Consider the following 26,837-nt stretch of genomic DNA (forward strand, 5'->3'; position numbering starts at 1 on the left):
GCAGGGGCGGGCGGCCGTCGCGTTCAGCCCAGGTCCCACCTGCGGCGCAGCTCACGGAGGCGCCGCACCCGCTCCTCCACCGGCGGGTGGGCGGCGAACAGGCGGCCCACGCCCCCGGGGAAGGGGTTGGTCGTCATCAGGTGCGAGGCGGCCAGGAGGGCGCGTTCGCGGGGCAGCGGGTAGTCGCGGTTCCCGGCCTCCAGCTTGAGCAGCGCGTCGGCCAGCCCCAGGGGGTCACCGGTGATCTCCGCCGCCCGCTCGTCGGCCCGGAACTCGCGCGCCCTCCCCACGCCGAAGTAGACGACCATCGCCGCCAGCGGGGCGAGCACCACCATCATCAGACCACCCAGCAGGTTGGGCAGGTCCGTCTCCTCGGAGTCCCCGAGCGGGATCAGGAACGAGACCGCGGTCAGGGCGGTGATGAGCGCGGTCAGCGTCGCCGCCACCGAACTGATCAGGGTGTCGTGCGCGCGGATGTGCGCCAGTTCGTGGGCGAGGACCCCGCGCAGCTCGCGTTCGTCGAGGGCGCGCAACAGGCCGGTCGTGCAGCACAGGGCGGCGCGCCGGGGGCTGTTACCGGTCGCGAAGGCGTTGGGTGAGCGCACCGGGGACAGGTAGAGCCGGGGCATGGGCTGCCGGGCGGCCGTGGCCAGCTCCCGCACCATCCGGTAGAGCTCGGGGCGTTCGATCTCGCTGACCGGGCGGGCCCGCATCGCACGGAGCGCCAGGGAGTTCCCGAACAGGTAGACGAGGATCCCCGCGCAGGCCACCAGAGCCACGGACGCCTGGAGACCCTTCTCCGCGCCGCACAGCCAGCCGACGACGACGGCGAGCGCCGAGACCCCGGCGAACAGGCCGACCGCGCGGATCGCGTTGACGTGCACGCGCCCTCCTTCCGCTGTTCGCCGCTGCCCGGCTCCGGATGCGTACATGTGACGAACGTGCGGGTCCGCGTCTTGCGTTCCCCATGTGACCAGCTGTCGGTCACATCCCGCTTCCAACCCCGATTCGGAGGGGTTGTGACAATGGCCACCCACCCCGTCGCGGCCTCGGGACGACGACCTATAGTGCGAGCGTGGCCCTTGTCACTCCGAACACCACGGGGACGGGACGGCGCTCCGACGGGGCGGGCGTCCCCTTCGAGGTGATCGGGGGGCCGAGTCGTCGGAGGCGCGAGCCGAGGTCGGCACGGTCGCGGACCGAGACCGCCGAAACACCACCCGGGGTTGGCGCACCCAGGGCGTGTGGGGGGCCACGCCGTCCTCCTGCCCCCGATCCAGGCACCCGGCCCGTGACGGTGAGGTTCGGCCGGGGGTAGACACCACAGCGCCGCCGCCCGTCACGACCGGCGGCTGACCAAGGAGGTCTTCGATCTCAGTGGCCAAACAGACCGAGCAGCTCGACCGGGTCATCATCCGGTTCGCCGGGGACTCCGGCGACGGGATGCAGTTGACCGGTGACCGCTTCACCCAGGAGACAGCGTCGTTCGGCAACGACCTCTCGACCCTGCCGAACTTCCCCGCCGAGATCCGTGCCCCCGCCGGGACCCTCCCCGGCGTCTCCAGCTTCCAGCTCCACTTCGCCGACCACGACATCATGACTCCGGGCGACGCCCCGGACGTGCTGGTGGCGATGAACCCCGCCGCGTTGAAGGCCAACCTCGGTGACCTGCCCCGGGGCGCGACCGTCATCGTCAACACCGACGAGTTCACCAAGCGCAGCCTGGCCAGGGTCGGCTACGCGGTCGACCCGCTCACCGACGGCACCCTGGACGGGTTCCACGTGAGCGCGGTGGGCCTCACCTCGATGACGGTGGCCGCCCTGGAGGGGTCCGGCCTGTCCAAGAAGGACGCACAGCGCGCGAAGAACATGTTCGCGCTGGGGCTGTTGTCCTGGATGTACAACCGGCCGACGGAGGGCACGACCTCGTTCCTGAGGTCGAAGTTCGCCAGCAAGCCGGACATCCTCGCCGCCAACCTGACGGCGTTCCGGGCCGGGTGGAACTTCGGGGAGACCACGGAGGACTTCGCGGTCTCCTACGAGATCAAGCCCGCGAAGCTCCCCCCGGGCACCTACCGCAACATCACCGGGAACCTGGCCACCGCCTACGGGCTGATCGCCGGGTCGCGGCGGTCGGGGCTGCCCCTGTTCCTGGGGTCGTACCCGATCACCCCGGCCTCCGACATCCTGCACGAGCTCTCCCGGCACAAGCGGTTCGGCGTGCGCACGTTCCAGGCGGAGGACGAGATCGCGGGGGTCGGCGCGGCCATCGGGGCCTCGTTCGGCGGCTCCCTCGGTGTGACGACCACCTCCGGCCCGGGCATGGTGCTCAAGCAGGAGGCCCTCGGGTTGGCGGTCATGACCGAGCTCCCGCTGGTCGTCGTGGACGTGCAGCGCGCCGGGCCCAGCACCGGCATGCCCACCAAGACCGAGCAGACGGACCTCCTGATGGCGCTGTACGGGCGCAACGGCGAGTCCCCCGTGCCGGTCGTGGCCCCCTCCTCCCCCGCCGACTGCTTCGACGCGGCGCTGGAGGCGGTCCGGCTGGCGGTGCGGTACCGGACCCCGGTGATCGTGCTCTCCGACGGCTACCTGGCCAACGGCTCGGAGCCCTGGCGGCTGCCCGAGGTGGCGGAACTGCCGGTGATCGACCCCGGCTTCGCCACGGAGCCCAACGGACCGGACGGGGAGTTCCTGCCGTACCTGCGTGACGAGGACACCCTGGCCCGCCCGTGGGCGGTGCCGGGCACGGCGGGCCTGGAGCACCGGATCGGGGGGATCGAGAAGCACGCGCGGACCGGCGACATCTCGTACACGCCGGACAACCACGACCTCATGGTCCGCACCCGGCAGGCGAAGGTGGACGCCATCGCCAGGGACATCCCGGAACTGGAGGTGTCCGACCCTACGGGCGACGCGGACGTGCTCGTGCTGGGCTGGGGCGGCACCTACGGGTCGATCACCGCGGCCGTGCGCCGGATCCGGCGTTCGGGGGGCCGGGTCGCCCAGGCGCACCTGCGCCACCTCAACCCCTTCCCGGCCAACCTCGGTGCGGTGCTGCGGAGCTACGACCGGGTCGTGGTCCCGGAGATCAACCTGGGCCAGCTGTCGCTGCTGCTGCGCGGCCGGTTCCTGGTGGACGTCATCGGATACAACAAGGTCCGCGGCCTGCCGTTCAAGGCGGAGGAGCTCGCGGACGTGCTGCGGGAGGTCATCGACCGTGACTGAGACGAACGGGACGGTCCCGGCCGGGCTGCGGCTGGTGCCCAGGACCGACACCGAGTACCGGATGAAGGACTTCAAGTCCGACCAGGAGGTGCGCTGGTGCCCGGGGTGCGGCGACTACGCGATCCTGGCCGCCTTCCAGTCGTTCCTGCCGCAGCTGGGCGTGCCCCGCGAGAACATCGTGATGGTGTCCGGGATCGGCTGCTCCTCGCGTTTCCCGTACTACCTGAGTACCTACGGCGTGCACTCGATCCACGGGCGCGCCCCGGCGATCGCGACGGGGTTGGCGGCCAGCCGCCCGGACCTGTCGGTGTGGGTGGTCACGGGGGACGGTGACGGCCTGTCCATCGGCGGCAACCACCTGATCCACGCGCTGCGCCGCAACGTCAACATCAACGTCCTGCTGTTCAACAACCGCATCTACGGGCTGACCAAGGGCCAGTACTCCCCCACCTCGGAGCCCGGGAAGATCACCAAGTCCTCCCCGGTGGGCTCGCTGGACCACCCCTTCAACCCGGTGTCGCTGGCGCTGGGCGCCGAGGCGAGCTTCGTGGCGCGGACCGTCGACTCCGACCGCAAGCACCTGACCTCGGTGCTGCGGGCGGCGGCCGACCACCCCGGAGCGTCGTTCGTGGAGATCTACCAGAACTGCCCGATCTTCAACGACGACGCGTTCGAACCGTTGAAGGACCCGGCCGCGCGTGACCTGCGGCTGCTGCGCCTGGAACACGGCGAGCCGCTGCGGCTGGGCCCGGACCGCGGGGTGGTGGCGGACGGGTTCGGCGGCCTGGAGGTCGTGGACGTGGCGTCGGTGGACGAGGACCGGCTGATCCGGCACGACGCGCACCGCCCGGACCCGGGGTACGCGTTCGCGCTGTCCAGACTGGACCAGCCCGCCTTCGAGCACGTACCGGTCGGGGTGTTCCGGGACGTGCGGCGGCCGGTCTACGACGAGCTGCTGAACCAGCAGGTGGACGAGGCCCGGGCCGAGCGCGGCGACGGTGATCTGGGGGCGCTGCTCGCCAGCGGGGACACCTGGACCGTGGACTGACCGTTCCCGGGTGACCTGTTCCCCCGGGCGGCGTCGGGAAGTTCACCGCCGCCGCCCGGGGGTTCCTCCCGGTGTGTCCGTGTCCCAGGCAATACGCTGCCCCCATGCGTATCGTCATCGCCGGTGGACACGGGAAGATCGCACTGCGGCTGGCCAGGCTTCTGGCCGCCCGCGGTGACCAGCCCGTCGCCCTCATCCGCAACCCCGACCACACCCAGGACGTCGTCGACGCCGGAGCCGAACCGGTCGTCATCGACCTCGAGAAGGCCACGGTCACCGAGTTGACCGAGAGGATCATGGGCGCCGACGCGGTGGTGTTCGCCGCCGGCGCCGGACCGGGCAGCGGCGCGGCCCGCAAGTCCACGGTGGACCACCAGGCGGCCTCCCTGACAGCGAACGCGGCCGCTCTGGCCGGGGTACGCCGCCTGGTGCAGGTCTCCGCGATCAACGTGGACCAGCCGGTGCCGGAGGGCACCGACGAGGTGTGGGCGGCGTACGTGGCGGCCAAGAAGGCGGCCGACGACGACCTGCGGGAGCACGACCTCGACCTGGACTGGACCATCCTGCGCCCCGGTCGGCTGACCGACGGGGCCGGAACCGGCCGGGTGGACCTGGGCGAGTCCGTGGAGCGCGACTCGGTGACCCGCGACGACGTCGCCGCCGTGATCGTTGCCCTTCTGGACGAACCGGGCACGGCCAAGCGGGTTCTCAACCTGGTGAACGGTGAGACACCCGTCGTCGAGGCGGTCCGCGCCGTCGCCGACTGACCCCGGCCCCGGGCGCCGGTGACGGTGCCCGGGGCCGTCGGTTCCCGGTGCCGCCTCGGCGGTTCCACGGCGGTTTCCGTCGCCGGTGGCGGTTCCGGCCTTCTGTGGCCAGATGCCCTCATAGGAGGCATGATGGAAGCGGAGCCCGGCGGAATCCCGCCACGGTGGACGCGGACGACCGGGAACGACCCCGACGGGTGAAGCAGCTCCGCAGAGCAGATGGGTACGGTTATTCATGAGCGTCACGCAGGTCGTGAGGGACAGCACTGTCGTCGAACACGCCAAGGTCGCCGCGCAGCAGAAGCGTCGGATGTTCATCATCCAGCTCGAGGTCAACGCCTATGACGAGGCCTCCAGCAAGCTGCGGCCGGGGCTGACCCGCATCCTCGAGGGCATCGAGGAGGCCGGGTGGCGGCTGGAGCTGATCACCCCCAGCGAGACCGGTGAGTCCGCCGCCGCGCGCCTGTTCATCTTCCGCCCGGACACCGCGAAGAAGGAGTCCGAGCAGGCCGAGGCCCCGCAGGCCCAACAGCAGGTGCCGCAGGACCAGTCCGGTCAGCAGCAGCCCTACCAGCACCACCCCACGGGCGCTCAGCAGCAGGACCCGTACGCGGGTTACGGACAGGGCTACGGCCAGCAGCCGCAGCAGTACCCCGGCTACGACCCGCAGCAGTACCCGGGTTACGGGCAGCAGCAGCCGGGCTACGGCCAGCAGCCCGGCTATGGCCAGCAGTACCCGGGTTACGGACAGCAGCAGGGCTGGTAGCCGAACCCCCTCCCGAACGAAGGGGCCCACACGGTGTGACCGTGTGGGCCCCTTTCTCGTGTCCGCGTTCGCCCGCCTACGGCGATCCAAGTCGGACAGAAGCGGGTTCCGATGCAATTGCCGGAAGTTCGACCGCGCCTCTCTTTCGGTTGTGTAACGCAGGTGGCGACCAAGGAATGACATGTCCGCCATGTCCGGTGCGAAGCCGAAGAAACTCCTGAGAAACTCTGGACTCTTCCCGAAAATCACTTCGAGCACGTGCCCAGCTACGCTAAGTTAATTACGGCGGCCGCAGCCAACGTGTTTTGCACTTCCGAAAGGTAACCACCATGTCCCGTATCGCCAAGGTTTCCGGATTCGTCCTCGCCACCGGTCTCGCCTTCGGAGCCCTCACCGGGACCGCCGCGGCCGACAACAACGCCCAGATCCAGAACATCACGATCCCGATCTGCCTCGACGTCCTCAAGGCCTCCGGGTTCAGCGCGAGCGGCTGCAACGTCGTCGACTGGAACTCCACCTCGGGCATCGCCGTCCACGACTAGGCCACTGCCGTCGCGCGACCCCCCGTAAGACCACCCAGATCCACCTGAGAAACACCAATCGAAAGGGAATCAACCATGAAGCGCATCACCGCCGTCTCCGGTCTCATCCTCGCCACCGGCCTCGCCCTGGGCGCCATGACCGGCACCGCCGCCGCCGACAACAACGCCCACATCCAGAACATCACCGTGCCGATCTGCGCCGACGTGATCTCCTTCGCGGGCTTCAGCTCCGAGGGCTGCAACGTCGTCCACAACAACATCACCTCCGGCATCGCCGCCTTCGACTGGTAGTTCCGGCTCCGGGCACGGGAACGACGCGGGGCACGGTGATCTCTCACCGTGCCCCGCGTTTCGCGTGTTCAGCCCCCGCAGACGCCCACGACCGCGCCCTCGGCGGGGTCCGTGACCAGCCGGGCGTGCGTCCCGGTGTCGTAGCGCGTGGTCCCGTAGCGGAGCTTGGCCCGCTCGATCCCCTCCGGCCGGAAGCCCGCCCGCTGGGCGACCAGACAGGAACCGGGGTTGTTCACCCGGTGCCCCGTCTCCACCCGGTAGAGGTCGAGCCGGTCGAAGGCGAACTCCGTGACCAGGCGGGCCCCACCCGAGGCCACGCCCCGGCCCTGCTCGGCCGGGTGCGTCCAGTACGACAGCCAGCCCAGTCCGTGCCTGCGGCTGGTCACCGAGACCTGTGCGTGCCCCAGGACCCGGTCCGTCCCGTCGACCACCGCGAACCCGTGGACGTCGCCCTCCCCGGCCAACCTCCCGCAGCGCGCGATCCACTCCAGGGCATCGTCACGCGTGCGCGGCACCTCCGGCTCCTGCCAGGCCAGCTCGTCCCAGCGGAAGGCCTCCAGCAACCGGTCGGCGTCGCCCCGGTTCCACTCACGTAGGCGGTACAAGCACAACCCCTCTCCCCGACGGTCCAGATCGCGCCAACCTAGAACCGCCGCGCGGCCGAGGCAAGCCCTTTTGTCCCCTCGGCGCGGTCCCGACGTGTCACGTGGGGGCGGGGGTGGTACGTCTTACCCGACATGACGACGACAGAGGTCTTCGAAGCCCACCGGTCCCTGCTGACCGGGGTCGCCTACCGCATCCTGGGGACGGCCGCCGACGCCGAGGACGTGGTCCAGGAGGCGTGGCTGCGGTGGTCCGGCGTGCCCGGGGACGAGGTGGACAACCCCCGCGCCTACCTGGTCACGGTGGTCTCCCGGCTGTCCATCGACCGGCTGCGCAGGGCCAGCGCCCAGCGCGAGACCTACGTGGGCGAGTGGCTGCCCGAGCCGGTCAGCGACCTGCCCGACGCCGCCGAACGCGCCGAGCTCGCGGATTCGGTGGAGTTCGCCCTCATGGTGGTGCTGGAGACCCTCAGCCCCCTGGAGCGGGCGGTCTTCGTCCTGCACGAGGCCTTCCAACTGCCCTACGCGCAGATCGCCGAGGTCATCGGCCGGAGCGAGGACGCCACCCGACAGCTGGCCCGGCGCGCGCGGGACCACGTACGGGAGCGCCGCCCCAGGTTCGAGGCCGACCGGGCCCAGCGCCGCCTCATGACCGAACGCTTCCTCCGGGCGTGTCTGGAGGGTGACCTGGACGGGCTGACGGGGATGCTCGCCGACGACGCCACGATGGTGAGCGACGGGGGCGGCAGGGCCCGGGCTCCGCTGCGGGTGCTGCACGGCGCCCGGAAGGTGGGCCGGTTCCTCACCGCGGTCTCAGAGGAGCGCAACGTGTCGCGCTTCCTCAGGTCGGTGGGCGTGGACACCAGGGAGGAGTTGTCCACGGAGGTCACCGAGGTGAACGGCGGGCCCGCCGCGCTGGTCGCCGCCGGGGGCGCCCCGGTGCTCCTGCTGGCGCTGGACGTCTTCGAGGACCGGGTACGGCACGTGTACCTGATGGCCAATCCGGACAAGATGTCACGTCTGCGGGTCCCCGATCCGTCCTAGGGGCATGGACATCACCGTTGTGGGCGGTGGCCTCGCCGGACTGACCGCGGCCATCGCCAGCGCCGAACTCGGCGCGAACGTCACCTTGTGGGAGTCCCACCGGACGCTGGGCGGGCGGGCCCGCTCCACCGAACCGCCGTACGTGGCCAACGACGGCCCGCACGTGCTGTACTCCGACTCCGCGCCCTACGCCTGGCTGCGCGAGCGCGACCTCGTGCCACGTGCGCGGGCGATGCCCGCGCGGGCCGCCCTGGGGGTGCGCTGGCGGTACCGGGGCTCGCTCGGCGGGCCCCCGGCGGCCGTACTCCGCGCCGCCGCCCGCCGGGGGCTGCGCGCCCCGCACGACCGCGACTTCGGCTCGTGGGCGTCGGAGGAGCTGGGCGCCGAGTCCGCGCGGGCGGTGGGCGCCATGATGGGCGTGGCCCTCTTCCACGCGGAACCCGGGACGCTGTCCGCGGCCTTCGTGTGGGAACGGTTCCTGCGGGTGACCCGCCCGGCGTGGCCCTCGGCCCGGTACGTGCTCGGCGGCTGGTCCGCGCTGGTGGACCACCTCGCCGACCGGGCCCGTGAGGCGGGGGTGCGGATCGAGCCGGGGTCCCGGGTCGACGGTCGACCGCAGGGGACGGCGATCGTGGCCACGTCCCTGGACTCCGCGCGCGCTCTGCTCGGTGACCCCTCCCTGACCTGGCAGAGCGGCCACACACTCATGGTCGACCTGGGTGTTCGGCGCCGCTCCGGGGACCCGTTCCTGGTGTTCGACTCGGACGAGTGCGGGTTCCTGGAGCGCTACAGCGTCGTCGACCCGACCCTCGCCCCGACCGGCGAGGACCTCGTCCAGGCCCAGCTGCCGGTGCGCCCCGGCGAGTCGCGCGCGGCGACCACCGCGCGCCTGGAGGGGTTGCTCGACACCGCCTTGGCCGGCTGGCGGGACCGGCTGACCTGGCGGCGCGACCAGGTGGCCCGGGGCCGCACCGGCGCCCTGGACCCGCCCGGCACGACGTGGCGGGACCGGCCCGCCATCGACCGGGGCGATGGCCTCTACCTGGCCGGGGACGCGGTGGCCGCGCCCGGGCTGCTGGGCGAGGTGGCCCTCACCAGCGCGGTGCGCGCCGCCGAGCTGGCCACCGGCCGGAGCACGTCCCGCACCGGCGCGGGTTCGGGGGCGGGCAGGGGCTGACCCTCCGGGCCGGGGGTCCACGCGGGGCGAGCACGGTCCGACCCCACGGCCCGGGTGCCCGTGCGGGGCGGGGACCACTCAGAGCGGGCCGCCTGACCCTCCGGGGCGGCCGCGCCGCGCCCCGGCCCCGGAGGGTCCAACGGTCAGGCCGGGACGTGGCTGACGGCCTCCACGTTGTTGCCGTCGGGGTCGCGCACGAAGGCGCCGTAGTAGTGCTCGTGGTACTCCGGCCAGACCCTGGGTTCGTGCAGCACCTCGGCCCCGGTCTCGACCGCCGCCGCGAAGAAGGAGTCGACCGTGGCCCGGTCGGTTGCGAGGAAGGCGATGTGCGACTCCCTCGCCGGTCCCTCGGACTCGCTGGGGGCGATCCAGAACTGCGGGTGCTCGCTGCCGTAGCCGATCACCGGCCCGAACTGGAGCACGCGCCGGTGGCCCAGCGCGGCGAGGACGGCGTCGTAGAAGGCGGCGCTGGACGCGGGATCAGCGACCTGGATACCGAGATGATCGAGCATGACCCGAGTGTGACACGCACCACTGACATTCCCGCGGCTCCGAACCCCCGTGTGTCCGGTCCTGACCTGAGCCCCGAGGGAACCCGTCGATGTCCCGGCGTGACGCCGACCGGTCCACGGGTCCACGGAGGCGAGACCCCCGCGAACGGTCTCCGCGCCGACCAGCACGTTCCCCGGGACGGTCGCACAAGCCGCCCTGGCAAACAGCGGCGGACCGGCCGAGGGGACCTGACCCGGGTCAGGCGACCCAGCGGTAGAGGTGCTCGGGGCGGCCCGCCGAGCCGTAGCGCATGCGGAGCTCCGCGCGGCCGTCGGCGCACAGGTGTTCCAGATAGCGGCGCGCGGTCACCCGGGAGACCCCGGACCGTTCCGCTACGTCGGAGGCCGAGACCTCGCCCTCGGCCTCGCGCAGCACGCCCGCTACCAGGTCGACGGTGGCGGAGGTCAGTCCCTTGGGCAGGGAGCGGGCGGCGGGCGGGCGCAGCAGCCCGAACAGGCGGTCCACGTCCTGCTGGGTGGCCTGCCGCTCCCCCTCCATCTGCCGACGCGCCACCGCGTAGCGTTCGAGCTGGTCGCGCAGGGCGCTGAGCGGGAACGGCTTGAGCAGGTAGTGGACGGCGCCGCCGTGCAGGGCGGCGCGGACCTGGGCGATGTCGCGGACGGCGGTGATCATCAGGAAGTCCGGCTGCGGGGCGTTCTGGGAGGTGGCCGAGCGCAGGGTGTGCATCACCGAGGTTCCCGAGGCGTCCGGCAGGTGGAGGTCGAGCAGCACCAGGTCGGGGCGGTGGCCGCGCACCTGTGCCAGGGCCGCGGCCGCCGTGTGCGCCACTCCGACCACGGTGAACTCGGGCACCGACTCCACCAGCTCCTGGTGGTTGCGGGCCACCCGGACGTCGTCGTCGACGACCAGTACGCGGATCACCGGGTCACCGCCGCCGTGACGACCGGCAGGCAGGCGGTGAACACCGCGCCCTCCTCGGCGTCGGGTGCCTCCATCTCGATGCTTCCCCCTCTGCTCTCACAGACCTGTTTGACCAGCGCCAGTCCCAGACCACGGGTGCCTCCGTCACGGGAGGCCTTGGTGGTGAACCCGTACCGGAAGATCTCCTCCGCCAACTCGTCGGACACCCCGTGCCCGGAGTCGGTCACCCGGATCTCCAGGAGGTCGTGCGGAAGTCCCGTGTCGGTCGCGGTGTGCAGGCGCACCATCAGCTCCACCCACCCGTTCGGGGTGACCGCGTCCAGGGCATTGTCCACCAGGTTGCCGAGGGTCAGGAGCGCGTCCGAGCGCAGGTCACCCTTGAGGGACACCGGCACACTGGTCATCGGGGAGAGCCGCAGGTCCACGCCGAGCTCGGAGGCCTGGGCGGACTTGGCCAGGGTGAGCGCCGCGAGCGCGGGGTCCCGGACGTGCTCGGCCACACCGCTGGAGGTGCGGGTGTGGGTGGCGGCGAGGTCGGCCAGGTAGGCGCGGGCCTCGTCGTGGGCGCCGAGTTCGAGCATCCCGGCGACCGTGTGCACCCGGTTGGCGAACTCGTGGGTCTGGGCGCGCAGCCCCCGGGTGACGGTCCGCGCCCCGTCCAGTTCACCGGTGAGCCGGTCCACCTCGGTGCGGTCGCGGAGGGTGACCACGGCTCCGGACGCCTCGCCCCGGATGCGCACCGGCATGCGGTTGGCGACCAGCACGCGGTCGCCGGAGAGCAGGATGAGGTCGTCCCCGGGGTCCGCGCCGGACACGATGTCGCGGGCGCGTTCGGAGAGGCCGAGGTCGTCCAGACGGCGGCCCTCCACCCCCTTGGACAGGCCCAGCATGGCGCGGGCGGGCGGGTTGACCAGCAGGACCCGGTCGTCGCGGTCCACCGCGAGCACGCCCTCGCGCACCGCGTACAGCAGGGCCTCCCGGCTCTCCAGGAGCGTGGTGATGTCGGCCGGCTCCAGGCCGTGGGTCTTGGCGCGGACCTGGCGGGAGAGCACCCAGGAACCGCCCACGCCCAGGACGAGGACGAGCGCGGTGGCGGCGAGGATCACGGGGATCGAGGCGCGCGCGTCGGTGGCGGCGCTGGAGTCGAGGATGCCCAGGGACACGTAGCCCACGACCTCCCCCCGGGCGTCGCCGCCGTTCACCGACCCGCCGTCGGAGAACACGGGGATCTTGGCGCGCACCGTGCGGCCCTGGGTCCCGTCCTGCACGCCCGTCCACTCGGTTCCGCCCACGACGGGGCCGGGCGGGGTGGACACGGTCTCGCCTATGCGGTCCTTGTCCGGGTGGGTGTGCCGGGTCCCGTCGGGTGAGGCGATGACCAGGTAGTCGGCGCCGGTGGCGGCGGAGATGCGGTCGGCCAGGGGGTCGAGCTCCTCGGAGGGGTCGGGTGTCTGGAGGCCCTCGACGACCTCGGGCAGGACCGCGACCGACCGGGCCACAGTGAGCACGCGCTCGGCGTACTGGCGGTCGGTCTCGCGGTTGAGGTGGATCGCCCAGAGGGAGCCGATGACGGTGAGCGCCACGGCCAGAAGACAGACATATCCGATGAAAAGGGACCCGGTGAGCGTGAGTCGGCCGGATGCGGGATGTGGGTTCATGAGCACTCCAGTGGCCGGGGTGAGTTCTCCCGGCCGGTGAACGCGCAGGTCGGCGTCGCACGGTCAGCTTCGCAGACACGTTTCACGAACAATACGACCAATATGACTCCAGGTTTAACAAAGACCTCACATGGGCGTGCCCGCGGTCACACTGTGGTCTGGATCTCCCCCCTGCGTTCACGCACTGGGAGACGTGCACGAACACTGAGGAAGGAGAGGACGATGCGCGATCGTGGCGTGCCGCTCCGCGTGGCGGGAGGGCTCTGTGCCCTCCTCCTCGTCGGGACGGCACTGTACGACGTACGCCAGAGCGCCGCGTCCGGCGACGGGGCCCAGGAGAAGGTGCTGCTCATCGCACCGGCCGGCCCCGGCGGAGGCTGGGACACGCTGGCCCGCGAGATGCAGAACGGCCTTCGCGAGGAGGACCTGCGCTTCAACGTCGAGGTCCGCAACGCCGAGGGTGCCGGTGGCACCATCGGGCTGGCCCAGACCGTGGGCCGCGACGGCCAGGACAACGTGCTGACCATGACCGGACTGGGCATGGTGGGCGCGGTGGAGACCACCGGGTCGCTCTACACGATGGAGGACGCGACCCCCATCGCGCAGCTGGCGTCGGAGTACCTCGCGATCGTCGTCCCCAAGGACTCGCCGTACGAGACCATCGACGACCTCGCCGAGGACTGGAACGAGCAGTCCGGGACCCTGCCCGTGGCTGGCGGTTCCATGGGCGGCGTCGACCAGATCTTCGCCGCCCAGGTCGCCCAGTCCATGGGGATCTCGCCCGGCGAGATCAACTACCTCCCGTACTCGGGCGGCGGCGAAACCCTGACCTCGCTGCTCTCCGGCACGTCGAAGGTCGGGTTCGGCACCCTGGGCGACTTCAGCGACCAGATCGAGGACGACGGACCGCTGCGCGCGCTCGCGGTGTCCTCTCCCGAACGCCTGGACGGCGTGGACATCCCGACCATGATCGAGCTCGGCTACGACCTGGAGATGTCGAACTGGCGCGGGGTGATCGCCCCTCCCGGCCTCTCCGAGGACGAGGCCGACGAGCTGGAGGCGCTGGTGCGGGAGCTGCTGGCCACCGACTCGTGGGCGGACACGCTGGAGCGCAACCGGTGGACCGACACCTACCAGGGCCGTGCCGAGTTCGAGGAGTTCCTCGACGAGGAGGTCGCCCTGACCCAGGAGACCGTGAAGGAGCTGGGACTGTGACGCCCGACGACACCCGCGTCAGCGCCGAGGCGGACGAGACCGCCGGTACGACCGGGACCGACGAGGCCCCGAGGGTCGGGGCCGCCGAGGCGCCCCCGGCCGAGACGGACCAGACGGCCGGGACCGACGAGGCCGAGGCACTCGACCCGGAGACCTCGGTCTGGCGCGGCCCGACCGCGTGGGTCATCCCCGCGCTGGTCGCGATCCTGGGCGCCGTCGCCCTGTGGGGCGGCCTCACGATCGAGGCACCGCCCAACGCCACGCGGCCCGGCCCGGGCGCCTTCCCCGGCACCGTGGGCGTGCTGCTGCTCGTCACCGCCGTGTGCATGACGGTGGTCAACCTCCGCAACCGGAACACCGGCGACGGCACCTCCACGCTGGCCTGGTTCGAGGGCCGCCCGGTCCTGCTGGTGCTGGCGGGTCTGGTGGTGCACGTCGCGCTGCTGGAGTTCGTGGGCTGGCTGCTCGCAGGTGCCCTGCTGTTCTGGATCGTGGCCTACGCCTTCGGTGCCCGCGCCTACCTGCGTGACGCGATCGTGGCGCTGTCGATGTCCGCGGCGGTCCAGGTCGGCTTCTCGCTCGGCCTCGGGCTCAGCCTGCCGGGCGGCTTCCTGGAGATGGTGCTCTGATGGACACTCTGATCAACCTCGCGGACGGGTTGACCGCCGCGCTGACGCCCCAGAACCTCATGTGGGCCTTCCTCGGCGTGCTGCTCGGCACCGCCGTGGGCGTCCTGCCCGGCATGGGTTCGGCCATGGCGGTGGCCCTGCTGCTGCCCGTCACCTTCCGCCTCGACCCCACCAGCGCGTTCATCCTCTTCGCCGGTGTGTACTACGGCGGCATGTTCGGCGGCGCCACCACCTCGATCCTGCTCAACACCCCGGGCCAGGCGTCGTCGATCGCCACCACCTACGAGGGCCACAAGATGGCGCTCAAGGGGAGGGCCGCCCAGGCCCTCGGCACGGCCGTGATCGGCTCGTTCGTGGCGAGCATCATCGGCACGCTCGTGGTGGCGCTGTTCGCCCCGGTGATGGTGGCGTTCGCGCTCAACTTCGGACCCGGCGAGTACTTCGCGCTGACGGTCTTCTCGTTCGTCGCCGTGGCCGCGGTCGTGTCCGGCTCGGTGGTGCGCGGCATCGCCTCGCTGCTCATCGGTCTGGCCATCGGGTTCGTGGGGATCGACGGGCAGAGCGGGGCCGCCCGGTTCGACTTCGGTTCGTCCAGCATGCTGGACGGGATCGACATCGTGATCGTCACCGTGGGCCTGCTCGCCCTCGGTGAGGTGCTCTACATCGCGGCGCGCGGAAAGTCCGCGCCGAACTTCGCGGCGATCCGCACCGGCCGTCCGTGGCTGGGCCGCAAGGACTTGCGCCGCTCCTGGAAGCCGTGGCTGCGCGGCACCGCGCTGGGCAGCGCCTTCGGGCCGATCCCCGGCAGCGGCGCCGAGATCCCGACCTTCCTGTCCCTGGGCCTGGAGCGCAAGCTCGCCGAGCGCCGCGAGCGCAGGACCGGGGAGAAGAGCGAGTTCGGCCAGGGCGCGATCGAGGGCGTGGCCGGTCCGGAGTCGGCCAACAACTCCAGCGCCGCCGGGACGATGGTCCCGCTGCTGGGCCTGGGTCTGCCGACCTCCGCCACGGCCGCGATCATGCTCGCCGCCTTCCAGCAGTACGGGCTCCAGCCGGGCCCGGTGCTGTTCGAGCGCAACGCCGACCTGGTGTGGACCCTGCTGGCCTCGCTCCTGATCGGCAGCGTCCTGCTGCTGGTGATCAACCTGCCGTTCGCGCCGCTGTGGGCCAAGCTGCTGAAGCTGCCCAAGCCGTACCTGTACGCGGGCATCACGTTGTTCTCGGTGCTGGCGGTGTACGCCATCAACACCTCGGTGACGCACCTGGTGATGCTGCTGGCCGTCGCCCTGCTGGGTCTGGCGATGCGGACCTTCGGGGTCCCGGTCGCACCCGCGTTGATCGGCGTGGTGCTGGGCCCGATCGCGGAGACCGAGTTCCGCCGCGCGCTGGCCGCCTCCTCCGGCGACCCGGCGATCCTGGTGGGCAGCGGCATCTCGATCGGGCTGTACGCCCTGGTCCTGGTGGCGGCGCTGATCCCGGTGATCTCCCTGGTGCGCCGCCGTAGCGCGGCCCGCAGGGCCGAGAGGACCACCGAGCGGGTCTGACCCTCCCGTGTCCTCCAGCGGCCCCCGGGCACCGTCCCCCGGGGGCCGCTCCCGTGTCCGGGGTCAGTCCTCGCGCCCCTGCTCCACCGCCTCGTACAGGGCCCGGATGTTGCCGCTGCCGAAGGTGGTGGCGCCCAGGCGTTCGATCACCTCGAAGAACACGGTGTTCCTCGGGTGGGTGGAGCGCGCGAAGATCTGGAAGAGCTGGCCGTCGTGGTCCTCGTCCACGAGGATGTCCAGCTCCCGGAGCTCCTCGACCGAGTGCCGACGCAGGTCGAGTCGCTCACCCAGCAGCCGGTAGTAGGCGTCGGGGGTGGCCAGGAAGGCGACCCCGCGCCTCCGCAGCGCCCCGACCGTGCTCACCGCGTCGGCGGTGCTCAGGGCGATGTGCTGGACCCCGGGACCACCGTGGTCGCGCACGAAGTCGTCGATGTGGCCGGGGTCGAGGTCCTGGTCCGGTTCGATGAGGGTGAGGGTGACGTCTCCCCCGGCGGAGCGGACGATGCGCGAGACCATCGCCTGCGAACCGACGACGACGCGCTCCTCGAAGATCAGCTCGAAGCCCAGGACGGTCCGGTAGTACTCGACCGTGGGGTCGAGCCCGCCCGGTGCCAGACAGACCGCGAGGTGGTCGACGGTGAGCAGACCGAGGTCCGCCGCCCCGCCTCCGGCCACCGGGGACAGGCCGGGCAGGCGGCGCGCGTCGGTGCCGGGAGCGCGTTCGACGAAGGTGTGCGTGACGTCCCCGAACCCGCCGACGGTGGCGGTGACCACGCCGTCGCGTTCGGTGGGCGCGGCCACCGACTCCGCGCCCCGGGAGACCGCGAGGTCGTGGGCGGCCCGGGCGTCCCCGGCCGTGAGGGCGATGTCCGCGACCCCGTCCCCGTGCGCGCGGACGTAGTCGGCCACCGGGTGGTCGCCGGTGAGCGCCTGGGTGAACACCATCCTGATCCCCCCGGCGCCGACCATGGTGGACCGCTCGGTGCCGTTCTGGACGCTCTCGGCCAGGGTGTCCATCCCGTACCCGTCGCGCATACGCAGGGCGGCCTTCTCCGCGTCCGCCGTGTGGATTCTGAGGTGGTCGACCGTCAACCCGTGCAGGGCCGTCATGGACTCTCCCCCTGGAGGTGGTGGTCCGCGGGCCGAAGGCGCCACGGGTGTCCCGAGACTACGCAGCGCCCCTCCCCCCGGGAAAGGAGCCCTCAGTGGGTGAGGGGAGAGCCCGGGGCGACGAAGCGCTGGTCACGCGGCGGAGGCCGTTACGGGTGTGGCGCAAGGGGTTACCAGAGTTCCTCCAGAGACCGCTCCGAACCGGGTGTCCCGGTGGCCCGGTCTCCGCCGCCCACCTCCCGCGCGGGCCCTCGGAAGACCTGCCGCGTGTGCCACTCCAGGTGGTCGTCGGCCACGGTGGGACAGCCGCGTCGCGGGCGGAGGACCGGCGCGCCCTCCAGGGAGAACACCGCCCTCTCGGCGGCCGGGGAACGTGCGGCGAACCGGCTGGAGACGGTCACCGTGCGGTCCGGGGACGCCCCGAGCACGCCCTTGTCGAAGAGCAGGTGGTGCATGGAGCACAGGCACAGGCCGTTGGCGAGATCGTCCGGCCCGTCGAAGGCCCACCAGCGGACGTGCGCGGCCTCCAGGCCCACCGGGGTCCCGTCGATCAGACCCTCGTAGCCGCAGAAGGCACACCGGTACTCGTAGGCGCTCAGCACCAGGGCGCGGAATCCCGGATCGCGATCCTGCACCGTGGCACCGGGCCCGGGTCCGAGGCTCAGGCCCACCAGCGCGAGGATGTCCGCGTGCAGGGAGGGCTCGAAGTTGCCGTCGAGCAGGAGGCGCGCCATCCTGCCGCGTAGCGCCGGGTCCCGGTCGAGCTCTGCGGACAGTTCCGGGACCAGTGCGCCCCTGGCTCCGTCACGCAGCTTCGGCGGGCTCGCCCCGGGAGACCCGCCGCCTCCCGGCGTGGTGACCCTCCACAACCCGTCGCTGACCAGGTGGTGGAACGGGTAGGCGGAGGTGGTCCGCCGGTTCGGCCCGAACTCCCGCAGCAACCGGTCGAGTTCGGCCTCGACCTCGCTGTACACCAACTCCGGGCCGCTCCCCCGCTGGTGCCGCCCGAGCGCGTACAGAAGGAGGAGGGGTTTGTGCGGGGCGCGGTAGCCGTCGCGGCTCCAGCGCCTGATCGATCCGACACGCTCCAGCCAGTCCATGGCCCCGACCCTAGACGGTGGCGCGCAGGAGGGGGATCCGCTGGGCGACGGCCACCAGGGCGAGGCTGATCAGCGTCGTGGCGACGGCGTACCCGGCGGCGAGGGTCAGGCCCACCAGTCCGTCGGGGGTCCCGCCGAGGTCCCGCAGCGTGTACAGGACCATGACGTGCACGAGGTAGACCCCGAAGCTCAGCCCGGACAGAACCGCGATCGCCCGGTTCACCCGGCTCTCCGCGCCCAGCCCCGCCACCTGGGTGCCCCAGGCGCGCAGCAGGAGGAAGGCGCCGACCGAGGCGACGATCACGGTCGGGGACAGGAAGTCGTAGACGTACGCGGCTCCGGTCCCCCACTCGCCCGCCGTGGCGGCGGCGCCCCAGGCGCCCAGAACGGTCCCGGTGGTGCCCAGGACCAGGGCCACCGAACCGTGGAGGGCGTCGCGCGGTCCCTGCTCCCGCTCCGCCAGCAGCCATCCCAGCAGGTAGTAGCCGAGGAACGGCAGGAACCTCGTGGCGGCGGTGACGCCGCCGACTCCGTCGACCAGGGCGGACAGCTGGTCGACCACGCCCACGGACAGGGCCGCGCCGGCGAACCACCACAGGCCCGTGCGCGAGGTGTGCGCCACCACCGTGCGGAGGAAGGGCGTGAACACGTAGAGACCGGCGATGACGTACAGGAAGTACAGGTGGATCGAGGGTGAACCCGAGGCCGCCTGGGCCACGGAGTCGGGGAAGCCGAGGCCGTCCCGCCAGAACTGCCACAGCAGGTAGGCGGCGGTCCACACGAGCAGGGGGACGCCGATCCGGGCCCACCGCTTCCGGTAGAACCCCCCGACGTCCTCGTCACGCGGGCGCAGCAGGAGCGCACCGCTGATCATGACGAACACCGGCACGCACCAGCGCAGCGCGGCGTCCACCACGTGCGCCCCCCACCAGGTGGGACCGCCCAGGTCGGTGTAGGTCGTGCTCACGAACGGCGAATAGGCGTGCACCAGCACGACGGCGGCCATGGCGGCCACCCGCGCGAAACCCATCCACGCGGTCCTGGAGACCGCTGGGGCTGCGGGAGGCGGGGCTACGGCGTTTTGGGGGGCTTCATCGACTCGCACACCTTCACCGATATCTGTTCGTTACCTGAAACGCAAGTCAGGTTTTCGTTACCCGGGGTCAGCGATCGGGTCTCTTCCGTGGTCAGCGACCCCTCCGGAGGCCCACAGGAATATGGAGGGGAACACCGGCAGGACGCCGAAGAGCACCGCGAAGGGCGCACTGACGACCAGAGCGATCACCCTGGGTGCCGTCCCCGAAACGCCAAGAGGACCAGGACCGCCGCGCAGAGGTCGAGGTACAGGCGTGGATCGACCGACCTCAGCGGGGGGTCGGAGAATCCTGCCAGACGTACACGGGAGCGAGCAACAGGCCGACGATCACTGCGGCGCCCATCACCCGCCGCATGGTCCGCTCGGAACGGAGGCGGAAGCCGAAATGGCCCAGTAGCGCCCCGAAGACGAGGCCGATGACCAGCCACCCGCAGTACTCGAGATCGTTCTGGGCGTATTCCGGGGGCACGTCGGTGAGGCCCTCACCCATCGAACCCAACAGCCGGAGCCGATGGCGCGGTGGCCCAGTGGAATCGGGAGTCGATGTGGTCAGTAGTCCCCGCTCGCGACCCACACGAGCATGAAAAGGGCGGCCACTCCGAAGGCCAGCGGCAGGACGAGCGCCGCCGCGCACAGTACTGCCGTGCCCCGGGTCTTCCAACCTCGGCAGAGCGCAAGCAGCAGCAGGGTCAGGAGCGCCTCCACAAGCACGGGGACCGGGTGAACACCGACCCTCCCGGACACCGAGGAGACCTGGAAGGACAGGCATGCGAAAACCGCCACCAACCCCAGGGGGAGACCGCCCGCGAACCCCCGGGCGAACGTGGACCCTGAGCGGAGCCGGTCCCCGAAAAATCCCAGAAGGGGCCCTACAACGAGGCCCACCAGGACCCACGCCCGGTACTCCAACACGTTGACGTCGTCCACGAGCGTCACCGAGACCATCAGATGTCCCAAGACCGCTGCCAAGTAGACGGACAGGCCGGTGACCGTCGCCAGCCCGGGCCTCGCCGCCAACAAGCCGAGCAGGACGGGAGGCACGACGTAGAGGCCGACTGACAGTTCCAGGAACCCGCCGTCCTCGGGATGTAACCCGTTGACGAACGCCGCAAGCGATCCGCAGACGAATCCCGCCCCCAGAGCGAGCGTCAGGAGGAGCCACCGATGACGGATCCCAGGCCACTCCTCAGGTGGGGCTTCCCGGCCCGAGGGCTCGCATGATCCGGGGTCTTGGTCAGCCCCTGTCTCCAATGGGTCGCCGGAGGGGGATCCAGCCATCAGGGACGCCCCCCGGTGAGCACATCTCCCAAGTAACCCAGGCTCTCCTCATCCTCGAAGTAACCGCTGTGACCAGTGTCTTCCTCTGGGTCGAGCCGGTTGCCCAGAGTCTCACCAGGGTTCTCCGGGTCTTCATAGAACTCTTCCGCATGCAGCGCCGTTCCGAAACCATCGCTCGCCATACCGGACAGCTCCCGCGCAGTCTCGATGGCGTCGTCATCGCCCTGGATGATGTGAACATTTTCCTCATCCACACTGAGGTCGTTCACATTCTGGACGCTTGCTCCGGGAGCGCCAATGAGCACTAGCGCGTCAGCGTCCAGATCCCCGGGCACTCCATGGAAATCTGGATTTGCTGCGACCCCTGCCACATAGCCGCCGAAGCTGTGTCCGACGACGGTGTTGTGTGAGGGGGAGCCACCCTGATGCGTCGCCCTCAGGCCCTCCTGGAAATCGTTGAGGTCATTGGCGGCCTCGCCTGGACTCCAGCCACCCGAGAAAGGCGTATTATACCCCATCCACGTGATGCTGGCGTTCTCGGAACTCGGGTCATTTCCATTCATGGAAGAATGGATATCGTCGGCCCGCCCGACCAGGACCCCCATGCCGCCTGCGTCGTTGAGCATCCCGGGAACCATGGTAGACACGTTATCTGCCAAATCAGGATTTCCGGTAGAGATGACAGCAGCTCCCCCTCCGGGCGCCATGGGATCAATATCGATCAGGAATTTATCATCGTCCTTCAAGATCTCACGCATAAGGTCCAGATCACCCAGAAGATTCAGTGAACCCAGACCAACCTTTGGGTCAACTGCCGCCGCCCCAAGATTTCCCTCAATCAACTCCTCAAGATAATCCCGATTGAGTTCGTCGCGCACGACTACAGGAATACCGCCCAACCCGCGCAGGATCTCGGGGTAGTCCTCCATCGCAGCTTGCTGGTCCGACTGACTCAGAGAGTTCCACCAGACGTTGACCGCACCGGGGGTCGCGTTCTCGGTGAACTCCTCCATAGGCGCTTCACCATCAGGAAGAACCCCAGCCCAGCTCCAACCAAGGTGCCCGGAGTCGACCAGGCGCTCCAGGGTCTTCTCGCTCGGCCCTTCCCTCAGGTCCTTCTCCACCTGGTCGGCCTGGTCCATCAGAATTTCCCACGCGGCGTCGTGCTCAAGAGCGAGTTCGCAGGCCAGACCCATCAGTGCCGTCTTCTCCTCGGACTCACGACTCGCCTTGGTACTGGTGACGGCGTCGACGACCCCCTCAGCGAAGCCCCCACTGCGGCCGCTCGTGCTGGCGGAGACCACCGGGCTGTCCACCCTGGTCTGGGCGATGATCTTGGCGGTCTCCCAGCGTTGCTGGAGTTCGGAGCGGACCAGACGATAGGCCTTGATGTCCTCGGCCCACAGCCGAAGGACGGCCGCACCGTTCGTCAGAGCGACCCCGGCCTCACGCCAGGACTCCAGTTCCTTGGCCGAAGCTGAGCTGATGTCCCAGGAGACGAGGTCAGTGAACTCGATGGCCGTGTTGGTGAACTGACCATCCAGGCCTTCGGCTCGCCCGTACATCGTCTGACAGATTCCGTCGAGGGTTTCCGCGCCGCTCTCGATGGCCGAGGGCTCGGCGTCGATGTCCGGGGGAAGGCCCAGAGACATGGCGGGGATAGACATGGGGGGATATCCGTTCCTACCGGAGGGAGCTGGTCAGGGGAAGTTGATCTGGAGGTCCAGCGCCTCCAGCCCCTCCTGGTAGGCCTCAGCATTCTCGTGGTCGGTGTCGACGATCTCGATCGTGGCTCCCTGGACGTTCATGGCCAGCCCGATGCCATGGTCCGCCACGGACCGAATGTGCTGGAAGGTGTCCGTCTCGAAGTCACCCAGCCCCGCCGTGACGTGCCGGGAAACCACACCGCGCAGGTCATCGACGGCGGTCTCGAAGTCGACACCGAGATAGACCATCGCCTCGGACATCTCCTCGGCGAGCTCGGCCTTGGACAGGGATGCGAAGGGGTTGACACCGGCTTCGTCGGACATGGGACTCCAGGAGGCACGCGGGGGATGGGCAGCCATCACCAAGAGGAAGGGGAGGCACTGCCCATCTCTACCAGGGGGCGACGGTACGTGACCGGACTCCGGCGCCCTGAGGACCTTCGATCACGCTTCTGGAGTGCCCTGACCTGGGCCCTGGCCGCATGCGGCCAGGGCGCGGGTCAGTCGTCGCTGGAGGCCACGCCGATCGGGCAGCTGGCGCCCGTGCCACCGATACCGCAGTAGCCGTTGGGGTTCTTCGCGTCGGACAGGTACTGCTGGTGGTAGTCCTCGGCGAAGTAGAAGGCCTTCAGCGGGGCGATCTCGGTGGTGATCGGGCCGAAGCCCGAGCGGGTCAGGACCGGCTGGAAGGCGTCGCGGGTGGCCTCGGCCGCCTCGCGCTGGGCCTCCGAGTGGTAGTAGATCGCCGACCGGTACTGCGAGCCGACGTCGTTGCCCTGGCGCAGCCCCTGGGTGGGGTCGTGGCCCTCCCAGAACACCTTGAGGATCTCCGTGTAGGTGATCCGCGACGGGTCGAAGACCACGCGGACCATCTCGGTGTGACCGGTCATGCCCGAGCACACCTCCTCGTAGGTGGGATTGGGCGTGTAGCCGCCCGCGTAGCCCACAGCGGTGGTGATGATCCCGCGCTCCGCTCCGAGCCTCCAGAAGGTGCGCTCCGCGCCCCAGAAGCAGCCCATCGCGACGTCCGCGATCTCGCTGCCCTCCGGGTAGGGCGGGGTGAGCCGGGTGCCCAGCACCGTGTGGCCGAAGGGCACCGGCATCGCGGTGTCCCGGCCGGGAAGGGCCTGGGCGGGGTCGACCATGGTGGTTCTTCTGCCGAACATGTCTCCAGGCTATCCGGCGCGTCCAGGGGTTCCCCGAAGGTTGTCCACAGGCTGGGACGGACGGAGACAGGTGGGGAGATTCGTCCTACCATTGCCGTTGTGTCGGACTCCAACCGCGGTGTCGCCCTCGGGGCGACCGCCTTCCTCATGTGGGGCTTCGCCGCCCTCTACTGGCCCTTTCTCTCCGCTTCGGAACCCGCCGAGGTCCTCGCCCACCGCATGGTGTGGGCCCTCCTCGCCATGTGCGTGTTCCTCCTGCTGGCCCGGCGCGGCTGGTCCTGGCTGCCCCAGGTGCTGCGCAACCCCCGGCAGCTGCTGCCGGTCGGGGCGGCCGCGGTGCTCATCTCGCTGAACTGGTGGGGGTTCATCTACTCCGTCTCCACCGCCCAGACACTCCAGGCCTCGCTGGCCTACTTCATCAACCCCCTGATGACGGTCTGCCTCGGCGTGGTCCTCTTCTCCGAACGCCTGCGCGCCGCCCAGTGGGTGGCGGTGGGGCTCGGCGTGGTGGCGGTCGGGGTGATGACCGTGGCCTACGGCTCCACCCCGTGGCTCTCGCTGCTGATGGCCACCTCGTTCGCCGCCTACGGCGCGGTGAAGAAGTACGTGAGCCTCGACGGCATGCAGAGCCTGACGGTCGAGACGCTGGTGATGTTCCTGCCGGCGCTGGGGTTCGTCGTCTACCTGGAGGCCACCGGGGCGGGCACCGCCCTGTCGGTCTCGCCCGGGCACACCGCGCTGCTGGTGGGCGGCGGGTTCGTCACCGCGCTGCCGCTGCTGCTGTTCGGGGTGGCGGCCCGCAAGGTGCCGCTCAGCGTGATCGGCATGCTCCAGTTCATCGCGCCGACCATGATCTTCCTGATCGGCTGGCTGGTCCAGGGCGAGGAGATGCCGCTGAGCCGGTGGATCGGGTTCGTCTTCGTCTGGCTGGCGGTGTGCGTCTTCGTCTTCGACCAGGTGCGCGGCTCGCGGGCCCGGGCCGCGGCCCGTCGTGAGGCTGTCAGACCCTGACCCGGGCGGTTTCGGTCAAACAAAACTACCCTCCGTGACACTGTGCTAACGTCAGGTCGTGGGGCCGGGCTCTGTCCCGCCCCCGACCTGGTCACACGTCCCGGAGGGCCCCTTGATTCCTCGCACCAGCCGAACCGGCACGCTCCGTGCCGCCTCGGCCGTGTGCGCGGTGGTGCCCTCCGCGATCAGCCTGCCTCTGTTGTTGGGCGCCCTCCTCGCCGTGCTGTGGCTCTTCGGCGCCGCACCGGCCCAGGCGGACACCAGCGCGTTGGGCGCGGGCGCCCTCGGGACCCCCGTCTCCGAGACCGCCTCCGCCACGGGCGAGGCCCTCGGGCTGGGCGGGGCGCCGAGGCTGGGCATCGTGCCCGAGGAGGTCACCGAGCCGGTGGCCACCACCCTCGGCACCGTGCACCAGCGCCTGGAGAAGGGCACCGCGGACACCGCGGAGGCCGCCGTCAGCCTGCCCGAGCCCGCCGTGGCCGAGGTGCGCGGGTTCGTCGCGGAGATCGACCGCCGCGAGGAGACGGTCGAGCGCGCTCTCGTTCAGGGACCTCCGCTCTCCGAGTCGCGTGCCTCCCGTGAGGCGGACGCCCCGGAGGAGACCAAGGAGGGCCGGGCCGCCGAGGACGACGCGGACTCCGAGCGCGCCGAGCGGTCCGAGGGCCGCGACGTACCCGTGCCGCCCACGACCGCCTCCCACCAGGCCGCCACGGCCCCGGGCTCCGACCCGACCGGCTCCGAGCGAGAGGACGCCGACGGCGTCTCCGAGCACCAGCGCGTGCAGCCCGCCACCGGGTCGCCCGCGCCCACCGCCAACGGACCGGCCCCCGTGCCCTCCGTCGCCGGTTACCTCACGGCGGCGCCGCTTCCCGCGCCGACCGCCGACGCCGTGCGCCTGGCCGCGCACCGGCTGCACACCGTGCCCGCCGACCCGGCCGACGACCTCACGGTCTCGCCGGACTAGCGAACGGTCCCGCCCCGGGCGCCCTGAGGCGCCCCCGGACCGTTCCCAGCACGTTTCTCCTGGGAGCTGACCTGAGTCCCGTGCCCTCGTTCACGTGATTCACGTCAGCCGGTGGTCCGCCCCGGCTCCCCACGGCCGCCCGGCCGTCCCGTTCATCCAGAGCTTCACCAGGGAAGGAAAACCATGACGCACACCAAGCGCTTCTCCGCCCGAGCCGTACTCCTCGTCACGGGCACCGCGGGCTTCGTGGCCCTCGGCGCCGGCGTCGCCGGAGCCGAGGCGCTGGCCACCCCGGCGGAGGCGCTCTCGCCCGTCGTCGAGCGCGCGCTCGTCGAGGGTGTGGCCCCGACCGTGAACACGCTCGCCCCCGAGGGCGTCACCCCGATCGCCGACCGCGCGCTGGCCGAGCTCCAGGAGACCGCCAACGCCGAGAAGCCCGCCCCCGACCTGGGCGCCGTCCTCCCCGAGTCGCGGCTCTCCGAGACCGTCACCAGGACGCAGGACGCCACCGGCCTGGACGGCGACCCGCACGACACCGTCGGTCACACCGTGGGACGGCACCTGGAGTCCACTGCCCAGGACGCCGGGACCGCCGTGGAGGGCACCGCCCGTCAGGCGGGCACGACCACCGAGTCCACCGCCACCGAGGTGCTGCCCCACACGGTCCAGGCAGTCGCCGACCTGCGCGACGAGATGCTGGTCCTGCCCGAGCTGGACACCACCCAGCTCCCCAGCCTGGAGGACCGCCGCCTGCCCGAGCTGAGCGAGGCGCCCTCCCTGGACGACGTCACGGGCAACGTCACCGAGCTCACCGGTGACAACGCCCTGGTGCTGGACGAGCTCAACCCGGTCACCGCCCTGTCCGAGCCCCGGCCCACGCCCGTCCACACGAGCGCCGCCGTCCCGCCGGAGGGCGCCGACCTCACCGCGCCCAACGTGTGGGACCTGGCCGCCGCCTTCGGTCTGGAGACCCCGGGCCAGATCCAGGACGTGGTCGAGTCCACCGAGCTGACCGCCGACAACTACGTGAACCTCGGGGAGGAGGAGGTCCTGGGCATGGTGGGGAACCGCGCCTGGGAGGACCGCGACCTCACCACCGTTCCGCAGAGCTCCCCCACGGCCCCCACGACCCTCGCGGAGGCCCCGGACGCTCCCCGCGTCACCGACCTGACCAACGCCCTGGCGGCCGGTGCGTCCGACCTCGGCTCCGCGGAGCCGGTCTCCCTCCAGGGCCCGCTGGCCGACGCCGGTCTGCCCCAGGTGGCTGAGGGCATCGACACCACCACCGCCGAGGACCTGGTCAACGGCCTGAGCCGGGGCACGGACCTGCTCAACGACCTGGACACCAGTGACCTCGTCTCCATCGACGGCGGCACCGCCGAGCAGGAGACCCCCGAGGGCATGGTCCAGCACCCCACCTTCATGGACCTGCCGGGCTCCGAGGCCCTCCCCCTGGTGAGGTAG

General features: G+C 71.0%; 27 protein-coding genes. 14 read left to right on the plus strand and 13 right to left on the minus strand.

The genetic code is table 11. The features are described 5' to 3' along the window. Positions 1-23: 23 nt before the first annotated feature. Positions 24-884 carry a M48 family metalloprotease gene (locus tag ACRWK8_RS12230; RefSeq protein ID WP_378738600.1) on the minus strand — a complete coding sequence of 287 codons (861 nt, stop codon included), beginning with the start codon at positions 882-884 and terminating at the stop codon, positions 24-26. Between the two features lie 493 nt (positions 885-1,377). Here ACRWK8_RS12230 and ACRWK8_RS12235 point away from each other — a divergent pair, with 493 nt between their 5' ends. From ACRWK8_RS12235 to ACRWK8_RS12260, 6 genes are all read left to right on the plus strand, one after another. Beyond that, a complete protein-coding gene (locus ACRWK8_RS12235; RefSeq protein WP_431870290.1) occupies positions 1,378-3,228 on the plus strand; it encodes a 2-oxoacid:acceptor oxidoreductase subunit alpha in 1,851 nt (616 codons plus the stop codon). Between the two features lie 61 nt (positions 3,229-3,289). After that, positions 3,290-4,276 carry a 2-oxoacid:ferredoxin oxidoreductase subunit beta gene (locus ACRWK8_RS12240; RefSeq protein ID WP_431870327.1) on the plus strand — a complete coding sequence of 329 codons (987 nt, stop codon included), beginning with the start codon at positions 3,290-3,292 and terminating at the stop codon, positions 4,274-4,276. Positions 4,277-4,380: 104 nt separating this feature from the next. Continuing rightward, the gene (locus ACRWK8_RS12245) at positions 4,381-5,043 is read left to right on the plus strand and encodes an NAD(P)H-binding protein (RefSeq protein WP_431870292.1); all 663 of its coding nucleotides are present in this window, start codon (positions 4,381-4,383) and stop codon (positions 5,041-5,043) included. 235 nt (positions 5,044-5,278) lie between these two features. Then, positions 5,279-5,809, plus strand: a complete 531-nt coding sequence (locus ACRWK8_RS12250; protein WP_378738605.1) for a hypothetical protein — start codon at positions 5,279-5,281, stop codon at positions 5,807-5,809. A gap of 329 nt (positions 5,810-6,138) precedes the next feature. Beyond that, positions 6,139-6,351 carry a hypothetical protein gene (locus tag ACRWK8_RS12255; protein WP_378738607.1) on the plus strand — a complete coding sequence of 71 codons (213 nt, stop codon included), beginning with the start codon at positions 6,139-6,141 and terminating at the stop codon, positions 6,349-6,351. Positions 6,352-6,426: 75 nt separating this feature from the next. Next, complete coding sequence (locus ACRWK8_RS12260) at positions 6,427-6,642, plus strand: hypothetical protein (RefSeq protein WP_378738609.1); 216 nt, start codon at positions 6,427-6,429, stop codon at positions 6,640-6,642. A 68-nt stretch (positions 6,643-6,710) separates the two neighbouring features. On the opposite strand, the gene ACRWK8_RS12265 is transcribed toward ACRWK8_RS12260, so the two are convergent. Next, positions 6,711-7,247: a GNAT family N-acetyltransferase gene (locus ACRWK8_RS12265; RefSeq protein ID WP_431870295.1), complete on the minus strand. Its 537-nt coding sequence runs from the start codon at positions 7,245-7,247 to the stop codon at positions 6,711-6,713. 132 nt (positions 7,248-7,379) lie between these two features. Between ACRWK8_RS12265 and sigJ the strand changes: the two genes are divergently transcribed. Then, a complete protein-coding gene (gene sigJ / locus ACRWK8_RS12270; RefSeq protein ID WP_378738613.1) occupies positions 7,380-8,288 on the plus strand; it encodes an RNA polymerase sigma factor SigJ in 909 nt (302 codons plus the stop codon). Positions 8,289-8,292: 4 nt separating this feature from the next. Next, complete coding sequence (locus ACRWK8_RS12275) at positions 8,293-9,465, plus strand: NAD(P)-binding protein (RefSeq protein ID WP_431870298.1); 1,173 nt, start codon at positions 8,293-8,295, stop codon at positions 9,463-9,465. A gap of 143 nt (positions 9,466-9,608) precedes the next feature. Here the strand turns inward: ACRWK8_RS12275 and ACRWK8_RS12280 are convergent, their stop codons facing one another. From ACRWK8_RS12280 to ACRWK8_RS12290, 3 genes are all read right to left on the minus strand, one after another. Then, entirely contained in the window at positions 9,609-9,977 is a 369-nt protein-coding gene (locus ACRWK8_RS12280; protein ID WP_431870300.1) for a VOC family protein, read from the minus strand. A gap of 238 nt (positions 9,978-10,215) precedes the next feature. After that, a complete protein-coding gene (locus ACRWK8_RS12285) occupies positions 10,216-10,899 on the minus strand; it encodes a response regulator (protein WP_378738619.1) in 684 nt (227 codons plus the stop codon). Continuing rightward, complete coding sequence (locus tag ACRWK8_RS12290; RefSeq protein ID WP_378738621.1) at positions 10,896-12,557, minus strand: ATP-binding protein; 1,662 nt, start codon at positions 12,555-12,557, stop codon at positions 10,896-10,898. The genes ACRWK8_RS12285 and ACRWK8_RS12290 overlap by 4 nt, the downstream gene beginning before the upstream one ends. A gap of 222 nt (positions 12,558-12,779) precedes the next feature. Here ACRWK8_RS12290 and ACRWK8_RS12295 point away from each other — a divergent pair, with 222 nt between their 5' ends. From ACRWK8_RS12295 to ACRWK8_RS12305, 3 genes are read left to right on the plus strand one after another with little or no spacing between them, the layout of a single operon-like run. After that, positions 12,780-13,772, plus strand: coding sequence for a Bug family tripartite tricarboxylate transporter substrate binding protein (locus ACRWK8_RS12295; protein WP_378738623.1), 993 nt, complete (start codon positions 12,780-12,782; stop codon positions 13,770-13,772). After that, complete coding sequence (locus tag ACRWK8_RS12300) at positions 13,769-14,401, plus strand: tripartite tricarboxylate transporter TctB family protein (protein ID WP_431870303.1); 633 nt, start codon at positions 13,769-13,771, stop codon at positions 14,399-14,401. The genes ACRWK8_RS12295 and ACRWK8_RS12300 overlap by 4 nt, the downstream gene beginning before the upstream one ends. Continuing rightward, the gene (locus ACRWK8_RS12305; protein ID WP_378738628.1) at positions 14,401-15,942 is read left to right on the plus strand and encodes a tripartite tricarboxylate transporter permease; all 1,542 of its coding nucleotides are present in this window, start codon (positions 14,401-14,403) and stop codon (positions 15,940-15,942) included. Before ACRWK8_RS12300 ends, ACRWK8_RS12305 begins: the two co-directional genes overlap by 1 nt. 63 nt (positions 15,943-16,005) lie before the next feature. Here the strand turns inward: ACRWK8_RS12305 and hppD are convergent, their stop codons facing one another. The 8 genes from hppD to msrA form a co-directional block, all read right to left on the minus strand. Further along, positions 16,006-17,052: a 4-hydroxyphenylpyruvate dioxygenase gene (hppD, locus tag ACRWK8_RS12310; protein WP_431870306.1), complete on the minus strand. Its 1,047-nt coding sequence runs from the start codon at positions 17,050-17,052 to the stop codon at positions 16,006-16,008. Positions 17,053-17,222: 170 nt separating this feature from the next. Continuing rightward, positions 17,223-18,152: a phosphorothioated DNA-binding restriction endonuclease gene (locus ACRWK8_RS12315; RefSeq protein ID WP_431870308.1), complete on the minus strand. Its 930-nt coding sequence runs from the start codon at positions 18,150-18,152 to the stop codon at positions 17,223-17,225. A gap of 10 nt (positions 18,153-18,162) precedes the next feature. Next, the gene (locus tag ACRWK8_RS12320) at positions 18,163-19,182 is read right to left on the minus strand and encodes an acyltransferase (protein ID WP_431870310.1); all 1,020 of its coding nucleotides are present in this window, start codon (positions 19,180-19,182) and stop codon (positions 18,163-18,165) included. Between the two features lie 334 nt (positions 19,183-19,516). Continuing rightward, on the minus strand, positions 19,517-19,747 hold the full coding sequence (locus ACRWK8_RS12325; protein ID WP_431870312.1) for a DUF6518 family protein: 231 nt from the start codon (positions 19,745-19,747) through the stop codon (positions 19,517-19,519). A 50-nt stretch (positions 19,748-19,797) separates the two neighbouring features. Next, a complete protein-coding gene (locus tag ACRWK8_RS12330) occupies positions 19,798-20,526 on the minus strand; it encodes a DUF6518 family protein (RefSeq protein ID WP_431870314.1) in 729 nt (242 codons plus the stop codon). Then, a complete protein-coding gene (locus ACRWK8_RS12335; RefSeq protein WP_431870316.1) occupies positions 20,526-22,193 on the minus strand; it encodes an alpha/beta hydrolase in 1,668 nt (555 codons plus the stop codon). Before ACRWK8_RS12335 ends, ACRWK8_RS12330 begins: the two co-directional genes overlap by 1 nt. 33 nt (positions 22,194-22,226) lie before the next feature. Beyond that, positions 22,227-22,556 (minus strand): hypothetical protein, encoded by a 330-nt coding sequence (locus ACRWK8_RS12340; RefSeq protein WP_431870318.1) that lies wholly within the window; start codon positions 22,554-22,556, stop codon positions 22,227-22,229. 176 nt (positions 22,557-22,732) lie between these two features. Beyond that, a complete protein-coding gene (gene msrA / locus ACRWK8_RS12345; RefSeq protein WP_378738646.1) occupies positions 22,733-23,398 on the minus strand; it encodes a peptide-methionine (S)-S-oxide reductase MsrA in 666 nt (221 codons plus the stop codon). 99 nt (positions 23,399-23,497) lie between these two features. Between msrA and rarD the strand changes: the two genes are divergently transcribed. The 3 genes from rarD (at position 23,498) to ACRWK8_RS12360 (ending at position 26,837) form a co-directional block, all read left to right on the plus strand. Further along, on the plus strand, positions 23,498-24,409 hold the full coding sequence (rarD, locus tag ACRWK8_RS12350; RefSeq protein WP_431870320.1) for an EamA family transporter RarD: 912 nt from the start codon (positions 23,498-23,500) through the stop codon (positions 24,407-24,409). A 112-nt stretch (positions 24,410-24,521) separates the two neighbouring features. After that, positions 24,522-25,373, plus strand: coding sequence for a hypothetical protein (locus tag ACRWK8_RS12355; RefSeq protein ID WP_431870322.1), 852 nt, complete (start codon positions 24,522-24,524; stop codon positions 25,371-25,373). 183 nt (positions 25,374-25,556) lie between these two features. Beyond that, positions 25,557-26,837 (plus strand): hypothetical protein, encoded by a 1,281-nt coding sequence (locus ACRWK8_RS12360; protein WP_431870324.1) that lies wholly within the window; start codon positions 25,557-25,559, stop codon positions 26,835-26,837.

It is taken from the genome of Nocardiopsis eucommiae (genome assembly GCF_965344335.1).
GTDB classification, from domain to species: Bacteria; Actinomycetota; Actinomycetes; order Streptosporangiales; family Streptosporangiaceae; genus Nocardiopsis; species Nocardiopsis eucommiae.

Bases quoted from the DNA above. Each gene is read 5' to 3' on its own strand.
- ACRWK8_RS12240 (WP_431870327.1), top strand. From the start codon at position 3,290: ATGAAGGACTTCAAGTCCGACCAGGAGGTGCGCTGGTGCCCGGGGTGC.
- ACRWK8_RS12245 (WP_431870292.1), top strand. From the start codon at position 4,381: ATGCGTATCGTCATCGCCGGTGGACACGGGAAGATCGCACTGCGGCTG.
- ACRWK8_RS12250 (WP_378738605.1), top strand. From the start codon at position 5,279: ATGAGCGTCACGCAGGTCGTGAGGGACAGCACTGTCGTCGAACACGCC.
- ACRWK8_RS12255 (WP_378738607.1), top strand. From the start codon at position 6,139: ATGTCCCGTATCGCCAAGGTTTCCGGATTCGTCCTCGCCACCGGTCTC.
- ACRWK8_RS12260 (WP_378738609.1), top strand. From the start codon at position 6,427: ATGAAGCGCATCACCGCCGTCTCCGGTCTCATCCTCGCCACCGGCCTC.
- sigJ (WP_378738613.1), top strand. From the start codon at position 7,380: ATGACGACGACAGAGGTCTTCGAAGCCCACCGGTCCCTGCTGACCGGG.
- ACRWK8_RS12275 (WP_431870298.1), top strand. From the start codon at position 8,293: ATGGACATCACCGTTGTGGGCGGTGGCCTCGCCGGACTGACCGCGGCC.
- ACRWK8_RS12280 (WP_431870300.1), bottom strand. From the start codon at position 9,977: ATGCTCGATCATCTCGGTATCCAGGTCGCTGATCCCGCGTCCAGCGCC.
- ACRWK8_RS12290 (WP_378738621.1), bottom strand. From the start codon at position 12,557: ATGAACCCACATCCCGCATCCGGCCGACTCACGCTCACCGGGTCCCTT.
- ACRWK8_RS12295 (WP_378738623.1), top strand. From the start codon at position 12,780: ATGCGCGATCGTGGCGTGCCGCTCCGCGTGGCGGGAGGGCTCTGTGCC.
- ACRWK8_RS12305 (WP_378738628.1), top strand. From the start codon at position 14,401: ATGGACACTCTGATCAACCTCGCGGACGGGTTGACCGCCGCGCTGACG.
- hppD (WP_431870306.1), bottom strand. From the start codon at position 17,052: ATGACGGCCCTGCACGGGTTGACGGTCGACCACCTCAGAATCCACACG.
- ACRWK8_RS12315 (WP_431870308.1), bottom strand. From the start codon at position 18,152: ATGGACTGGCTGGAGCGTGTCGGATCGATCAGGCGCTGGAGCCGCGAC.
- ACRWK8_RS12320 (WP_431870310.1), bottom strand. From the start codon at position 19,182: ATGGGTTTCGCGCGGGTGGCCGCCATGGCCGCCGTCGTGCTGGTGCAC.
- ACRWK8_RS12330 (WP_431870314.1), bottom strand. From the start codon at position 20,526: ATGGCTGGATCCCCCTCCGGCGACCCATTGGAGACAGGGGCTGACCAA.
- ACRWK8_RS12335 (WP_431870316.1), bottom strand. From the start codon at position 22,193: ATGTCTATCCCCGCCATGTCTCTGGGCCTTCCCCCGGACATCGACGCC.
- ACRWK8_RS12340 (WP_431870318.1), bottom strand. From the start codon at position 22,556: ATGTCCGACGAAGCCGGTGTCAACCCCTTCGCATCCCTGTCCAAGGCC.
- msrA (WP_378738646.1), bottom strand. From the start codon at position 23,398: ATGTTCGGCAGAAGAACCACCATGGTCGACCCCGCCCAGGCCCTTCCC.
- ACRWK8_RS12360 (WP_431870324.1), top strand. From the start codon at position 25,557: ATGACGCACACCAAGCGCTTCTCCGCCCGAGCCGTACTCCTCGTCACG.